The sequence below is a fragment of the Achromobacter maghribensis genome (genome assembly GCF_057334215.1).
In genome coordinates, this window is sequence record NZ_JBHFII010000027.1 from 31,099 (window position 1) to 38,011 (window position 6,913).

The 6,913-nt window shown below is 63.3% G+C and carries 8 protein-coding genes; 2 read left to right on the forward strand and 6 right to left on the reverse strand.

The genetic code is table 11. The features are described from left to right. Positions 1-46: 46 nt before the first annotated feature. A complete protein-coding gene (locus ACE039_RS12110) occupies positions 47-1,024 on the reverse strand; it encodes a tripartite tricarboxylate transporter substrate binding protein BugD (RefSeq protein WP_310034618.1) in 978 nt (325 codons plus the stop codon). A gap of 382 nt (positions 1,025-1,406) precedes the next feature. On the opposite strand from ACE039_RS12110, the gene ACE039_RS12115 reads away from it, so the two are divergent. After that, a complete protein-coding gene (locus ACE039_RS12115; protein WP_485822472.1) occupies positions 1,407-1,985 on the forward strand; it encodes a phasin family protein in 579 nt (192 codons plus the stop codon). 139 nt (positions 1,986-2,124) lie between these two features. Here the strand turns inward: ACE039_RS12115 and ACE039_RS12120 are convergent, their stop codons facing one another. The 5 genes from ACE039_RS12120 to ACE039_RS12140 all read right to left on the reverse strand — a co-directional run bounded on the left by ACE039_RS12120 (position 2,125) and on the right by ACE039_RS12140 (position 6,313). Continuing rightward, the gene (locus ACE039_RS12120; protein ID WP_485822473.1) at positions 2,125-3,168 is read right to left on the reverse strand and encodes a quinone-dependent dihydroorotate dehydrogenase; all 1,044 of its coding nucleotides are present in this window, start codon (positions 3,166-3,168) and stop codon (positions 2,125-2,127) included. 75 nt (positions 3,169-3,243) lie between these two features. Then, positions 3,244-3,978 carry an arginyltransferase gene (locus tag ACE039_RS12125; protein WP_105555330.1) on the reverse strand — a complete coding sequence of 245 codons (735 nt, stop codon included), beginning with the start codon at positions 3,976-3,978 and terminating at the stop codon, positions 3,244-3,246. Positions 3,979-4,018: 40 nt separating this feature from the next. Continuing rightward, positions 4,019-4,792, reverse strand: coding sequence for a leucyl/phenylalanyl-tRNA--protein transferase (gene aat / locus ACE039_RS12130; RefSeq protein WP_485822474.1), 774 nt, complete (start codon positions 4,790-4,792; stop codon positions 4,019-4,021). Continuing rightward, positions 4,789-5,370 carry an NUDIX hydrolase gene (locus ACE039_RS12135; RefSeq protein WP_448709732.1) on the reverse strand — a complete coding sequence of 194 codons (582 nt, stop codon included), beginning with the start codon at positions 5,368-5,370 and terminating at the stop codon, positions 4,789-4,791. The genes aat and ACE039_RS12135 overlap by 4 nt, the downstream gene beginning before the upstream one ends. Before the next feature lie 10 nt (positions 5,371-5,380). Then, a complete protein-coding gene (locus ACE039_RS12140; RefSeq protein ID WP_485822475.1) occupies positions 5,381-6,313 on the reverse strand; it encodes a LysR family transcriptional regulator in 933 nt (310 codons plus the stop codon). Between the two features lie 130 nt (positions 6,314-6,443). On the opposite strand from ACE039_RS12140, the gene ACE039_RS12145 reads away from it, so the two are divergent. Next, a complete protein-coding gene (locus tag ACE039_RS12145; RefSeq protein WP_485822476.1) occupies positions 6,444-6,845 on the forward strand; it encodes a DoxX family protein in 402 nt (133 codons plus the stop codon). Positions 6,846-6,913 lie beyond the last annotated feature (68 nt).

Genomic DNA, 6,913 nt, shown 5'->3' on the forward strand with positions numbered 1-6,913 from the left:
GAATGAAGAAAAGCCCCTTGCGGGGCTTTTCTTCATTCTGCGGCGGTTACTGCTGTTCGACGCCGGCCTTCTTGAACAGCTCGGCCCACTGAGGCACTTGCTGCTTGACCTTGGCTTCCAGCCCTTGCGGATTCGCTTCGGACGTCAGCACCGTCGCGCCCAATTGCTTCATGCGCTCCTGGAACTTCGGGTCGGCCAGGCCGGCCTGCAGGCTCTTGATCAGCTTGTCGACCACCGGCTTGGGCGTGCCCTTCGGCACCCACATCCCGTGCCAGATGCCTACCTCGAAGCCCTTGTAGCCGGATTCGTCCATGGTCGGCAGCTTGGACAACGTCGGCACGCGCTGCAGGCTGGTTACGGCGTAGGCCTTGACCTTGCCGCTTTCGATCTGCTGGGTCGTGTTGGTGGTCTGGTCGCACATCAGGTCCACCTGCTTGCCCAGCAGGTCGTTCATGGCCGGGGCGGTGCCCTTGTAGGGAATCGTCAGCAGTTGGACGCCCAGCGCTTCCACCAGCATGGTGCCGCACAGATGGCTGGCGGCGCCGATGCCGGCGTTGGCCAGCGAAACCTTGTCCTTGTTCTGTTTGACGTACTCGGCCAATTCCTTGATGTTGTTGGGCGGGAAGTCCGAGCGGGCGATGATGGTCATGGGCACATCGACGACCAGGCCGATAGGCTCGAAGCTCTTGTAGGGGTCGTACCCCGGATTCTTGTAGAGCGACGGCGCCGTGGAGAAGCCGGCATGCATCAGCAGGATGGAATAGCCGTCCGGTTGGGCGCGGGCCACCTGCGTCGTGCCGATGGTGCCACCGGCACCGCCTTTGTTTTCCACCACAACCGTCTGGCCCAGACTTGGCCGCATGGCTTCCGCCAGCGAGCGGGCGACGTTATCGGTCGGGCCGCCTGCAGCGAACGGCACCACCATATTGATGGGGCGTTCCGGGTATTCCGCGTGGGCGGCGCCGGCCGCGAGCATGGCGCTGGCCGCGAGCAGGGCCGAAAGCGTGCGGGGAATGAGGGTCATGAAGTCTCCAATTGCAGGGTTTTGCTTGCTGCGATTTAGTTATTGACCGCTGACTTTTGATTTGTATTTGTCTGTCATCAGCGTGAAAGCAGTTTAGAAAAGAATTGATACGCCGTCATGTCCGGTATTTCCCGAATCATGGGAAATTCTTGTGCAAGATCAAAGGCGTGCCCAGGGCGTGCACCGAAGAAGTGCAAATACTTGTTGCGTTGCACAAAAACTGCTTGACAAGGAATTTTGCCAGTCTAGAATGTGAATTGTGCAGTGCATCAAACGGGCCGGCGGTAGCTTGTAGTACCAGTTTCCGCGCACGTTTTATTTTCGTCGCAGACAACCATCCTGACTTGCCGGAAGCGTCCGGCTACCCATAAAGGAGCATTCTATGAGCGCAATTCCGCAACAAGTTCTGGACCGCCAGAAGGCCAGCATCAACACTTTCGTGGCCGCCCAATCCGCTGTTTTCGCCGGCTTTGAAAAGCTGGTCGAGCTGAACCTCAAGGTCGTGCGCGCCACCCTGGACGAAGTCGCCCAGCGTTCGCAACAAGCCTCCGAAGTGAAGGACCCGCAAGAAACCGCGGCGTTCGCCTCCGGTCTGCTGCAGCCGGGCGCTGAAAAGGCCATGGCTTACACCAAGCACGTGTATGACATCGTCGCCGGCGTGCAGGGCAGCCTGGTCAAACTGACCGAAGAACAGATCGCCGAAGGCCAGCAACAGCTGAGCGAAGCCGTCGACCAGTTCTCGAAGAACGCCCCCGCCGGCTCGGAAAGCGCCGTCGCCCTGTTCAAGTCCTCGCTGGCCACCGCGACCAGCGCTTACGATTCCGTCACCAAGGCCGCCAAGCAGGCTGCCGAAGTCGCCGAATCGAACCTGAATGCCGCCGCCAACGCGACCTTCAAGGCAGCCACGGATGCCGCCGATGCCGCCACCAAGGTCGCCAGCCGTAGCCGTCGCACCGCCTAAGTCTCTGGCGCGCGATGCTGCGCAAATCGCAGTAATGTAGTACTGTTGAGTGACAGAGCAGAGCTGGAATTAGGGCCACCCACCGGGTGGCCCCTTTTTTTGCCCTGCGTGGGGGGCGCAGCGTGCGCGGCGTAGGGCGCTATCTTTTTGAGACAGCGTGCACGCATTCGCCGACCAAAGCCGGGCCGCGATAGATCAGTCCTGTGTACAACTGCACGGCATCTGCGCCCGCGGCCATTTTTTCGCGGGCCTGCTGGCCCGACAGCACGCCGCCCACGCCAATGATGGCCAGGCTGTCGCCCAGTTGTTCCTTCAGGCGGCGTATCACTTTCAATGACAGCTCATGCACCGGCGCGCCGGACAGGCCACCCGCTTCGTCGGCGTGCGCCTGGCCAGCGACCGAGTCGCGCGACAGTGTGGTGTTGGTGGCAATGACGCCGTCGATGCCGTGACGCGGCAGAATATCGGCGATCGCATCGATCTGCTCTTGCGTCAGGTCGGGGGCAATCTTCACCGCCATCGGCACGCGGCGCTGGTGCTGGTCTTCCAGCGCACGGCGCTTGTCCGCCAGTTGCCCCAGCAACGCCGACAGCTCATCGCCGCTTTGCAGCGCGCGCAGGTTTTTGGTGTTCGGCGACGAGATATTCACCGTCACGTAGTCGGCATGGGGATACACGCCTTCCAGGCCGATCAGGTAATCGTCGGCGGCGCGTTCGATCGGCGTATCGGCGTTTTTGCCAATGTTCAAGCCCAGAATGCCGCCTTGCTTACGCCATTGGCTGCGCTGCACATTGGCCAGGAACGCGTCCAGGCCCAGATTGTTGAAGCCCAGCCGGTTGATCAGCGCATTGGCGCGTGGCAGGCGGAACATGCGCGGTTTCGGGTTGCCGGGCTGCGCGCGCGGGGTGACCGTACCGACTTCAATGAAGCCGAACCCCAGGTTGCCCAGCGCGTCGATATACGCGCCATTCTTGTCCAACCCCGCCGCAAGCCCGATCGGGTTGGCCAATTGCATGCCCATCAGCGTGCTGGGCGCCGTGGGCCGCGCATGCATCAGCTTGCGCGTGGCGCCGCACTCGTAGGCGCGTTGCAAGCCCGATAGCGTGACTTCGTGGGCGGTTTCCGCGTCCATGGCGAACAGCGCCGGGCGGGCCAGGGGATAGGCGTGGAAGAGGATAGACATGGGGCGGAATTGTAGAGCGAATTTCCCCGGCCTTGCGGCGGGACCGGAGGCGCATGGCCCCCGTGGCGGGAGAAATCAGGGGGACGGAACAACCTGGTCGCGCCATTCGCCGTCGGCCAGGAATTGCGCGGGGTGGAAGCTGGACTTATAGGACATTTTTCGGCTGTCCTTGATCCAATAGCCCAGGTACAGCCAGGGCAGGTTCAGATTGCGGCATTGCTCGATCTGCCACAGGATGCTGTAGGTGCCCAGGCTACCTTCGACATCGGGGTCGTAGAACGTGTAGACCGACGACAGGCCGTCGTCCAGCACGTCGATGATGGAGACCATCATCAGCACCCCTTCGGGGTCGCGGAATTCCACCAGGCGCGTGTTCACGCGGCTGGTCAGCAGGAATTGCGCATATTGGGTACGGCTGTCTTCGTCCATGCCGCCGCCCGGATGCCGCCCCTGTTGATAACGCGTATACAGGCGGTAATGTTCGGGCGACCACGCCAATTCGGCGACGAAAGACTGCAGGTCCTGGTGATCTCGCCAAGCGCGGCGCTGGCTGCGGTTGGGGGCGAATCCGGCGGTGTCCACGCGCACGGGCACACAGGCCTGGCAGTTGTCGCAATGGGGGCGGTACGTGAACAGGCCGCTGCGGCGGAAGCCTTGCTCGACCAGTTGGGAATAGGTGCCGGCGTTGATCAGATGGCCGGGCGCGGCAACCTGCGACCGAGCCTGGCGACCTGGCAAGTAGCTGCAAGGGTAGGGAGCGGTTGCGTAGAACTGCAGCGTGGAGAAGGGAAGTTCTTTGAGCTGGCTCATGGGGGATTGCGCATCGCGACGACAAGTCCGCGACGGATGGCTACATATTAACGCCTAAGTTGGCGTTGGATGTGGCATCGGGCGTGAGGCGCCCGTTGCTGTCCAGGATTCCCCGGGTCCAGGGAATGGGCGTTTGCGCCGTCGCTTGGCGCACATGCTGCAGAAACTGCGTCCGGGGAATCGGCCGCGCGCCCAGGCTGGCCAAGTGCCGCGTCTGTTGCTGGCAATCGATGCACGCCACGCCGTGACCGCTCAGGTAACGCACCAGGTAGGCCAGCGCGATCTTCGACGCGTTGGGCACGCGCGTGAACATGGATTCCCCGAAGAACATGCGGCCCAGGCTGATGCCATACAGGCCGCCCGCCAGTTCGCCGTCGATCCAGGTCTCGATGCTGTGCACATATCCGGCCTGGTGCCAGCCCGCGTAGGCCTGCTGCATGGGGCCGGTGATCCAGGTGCCGGGCTGGCCGTCGCGCGGCGCGGCGCAATGCGCCATCACCTCTGGAAAAACCGTGTCCACGCGTACCTGAATGCGCGGCGACGCGTCGTGTTCCTGGCTGGAGATCTGGCGCAGCAGCTTGCGCAGCGAATGCGACGGCGAAAAGTCGGCAAGCGCCAGCACCATGCGGGGATCGGGGCTCCACCAGAGCACGGGCTCGCCTTCCGAATACCAGGGGAAGATGCCGTTGGAGTAAGCCTGGATCAGCCGTTCCTGGGACAGGTCCGCGCCCGCCGCCAGCAGGCCGTCAGGCTCCGTCAGCGCAAGTTCCGCTGGCGGAAACGGAGTGTCGACGGCAAGCCAGGGCAGCTTCAACGGTGCGATTCTAGGGTGTAGTGGTGGGGAACGAAGATGCCTTGCTTGCGGTCTTCGAAATAGTGCCGCAGCGTCGTCGCGACGGTGCGGAAAGCCAGATCGTCCCAGGGAATCTCGGCTTCGTCGTACCACCGGGCTTCCAGGCTTTCAGGGCCGGGGTCCAGCTCGGGGCCCAGCGCCTGAGCCAGGTAGAACACATGCACCTGGTCGATCTGGGGCAGGTCGATCAGGGTGTAGAGCTCTCCCAGCTTGATGCGCGCGCCGGATTCCTCCAGCGTTTCGCGGGCGGCGCCTTGCGCGGTGCTCTCGCTCAGCTCCATGAAGCCGGCAGGCAGTGTCCAGGTGTTGTAGCGCGGTTCAATCGCGCGCCGGCAAAGCAGGACGCGGTTTTCCCAGACCGGGACCGTGCCGACCACCAGACGCGGATTCTGGTAGTGGATCGCGCCGCAGTGATCGCAGATGTCGCGTTCACGGTTGTCGCCTTCCGGCACCCGGCGGTTGACGGGCGTGCCGCACTGGCTGCAGAAAAGCGATCGGCGGGGGGCGGGGAAGTATTCGATGGACGGTTTGGCGGTCATGGGTAGGATTCTAACGGCTGCGGCGGGGACTGGCGCGCCGTCCCGGGGCGGCAGGGGCCGGGTGGCCGAATCGCGCTTCCAGGTGTTCGATGAAAGACCGCACCTTGGGCGACAGGAACCGCCGATGGGGATAGATGGCGTACATGGAGATCGGCGTGTGCGCGTAGTCGGCAAGCAGCGTCACCAGCCGCCCGGCGCGGATATCGTCCCCTACGAGGAATTCAGGTTGCAGGATGATGCCGTGCCCCGCCAGCGAAGCCGTGCGCAGTACGTCGCCGTTATTGGCGCGCAGGGCGGCGTTCACGCGGACCAGATGCGTGACACCGTCTTTCTCGAAATGCCATTCGTTGCCGGTGCTGGCGTAGGCGTAGTGCAGGCAGCGGTGCTGCTTCAGGTCTTCAGGCGTTGTGGGCGTGCCGTGGCGGGCCAGATAGGCCGGCGCCGCGCAGACCCGCAGTTGCTGCGGCGCCAGCGGGCGCGCCACCAGTGAAGAATCCAATAGCGGGCCGATACGCACCGCCACGTCGAATCCGTCTTCCACCAGATCGACCACCCGGTCGCTCAGGTCCAGATCGATGATGACGTCGGGGTAGCGCAGCAGATACTCGGCAATCGCGGGTCCCAGGTGCAGGATGCCGAACGACACTGGCGCGCTTACTCGCAGCCGGCCGCTGGGGCGTTGGCCTTCGGCTTGCAGCGACAGTTCCAGGTCTGTCACTTCGGCCAGAATAGGCCGGACGCGGTCGTAGAAGGCACGGCCTGCGTCGGTCATGCTGAGCTTGCGCGTGGTGCGGTTCAAGAGGCGCACGCCGTACTTCTGTTCCAGGTAGGCGATTTGCCGCGTCACGACGGACCGCGCCTGCCCCATTTTGTCGGCCGCGGCCGCGAATGAGCCCAGTTCCACGACCTTGGCGAAGGTCTGCATGGCGGTGTGGGTGTCCAAGATTGTTTCCTAACGGGGAACAATAATTTGCAATTCTGCATGTTTATCTTTGTTTTTGGAATCGCAAGAATAGTGGCCAAGATGAATCGCCCCGCTTTGGGCGGTTCCCGCACCGCTCAAGGAGAGCGCAATGATTGATACCCGTACCGCGCCCTACGCCGCGCTGCTGCTGCGTGTCGCCCTTGGCGTCATGTTCCTCGCCCACGGCTTGACCAAGCTATTGGTGTTCACGCTGCCCGGCACCGCGCAGTTCTTTGCCAAGATCGGTTTCGCCGGCTGGCTGGCTTACCCGGTTACGTTCTTTGAAGTCGCCGCGGGCGCGCTGTTGATCCTGGGTGTCGTGCCGCGCTGGGTTGCCGCCATCGCGGTGGTGCAATTGTTCGTGGCCTCGACCGTCCACTTCGGTAATGGCTGGGGTTTCGGCAACGCCGGCGGCGGTTGGGAATATCCGATCTTCCTGACGGTGGCGGCCGCCGTGCTGGCGCTGCTGGGCGACGGCAAGTTCGCGTTGGTCAAAAGCAGCCGCGGCTGATCGCTGCGCGCACCAGACTGTCTATCGACACGGTCATGGTGGACAGGGGGGGGGGGGGGGGGGGGGGG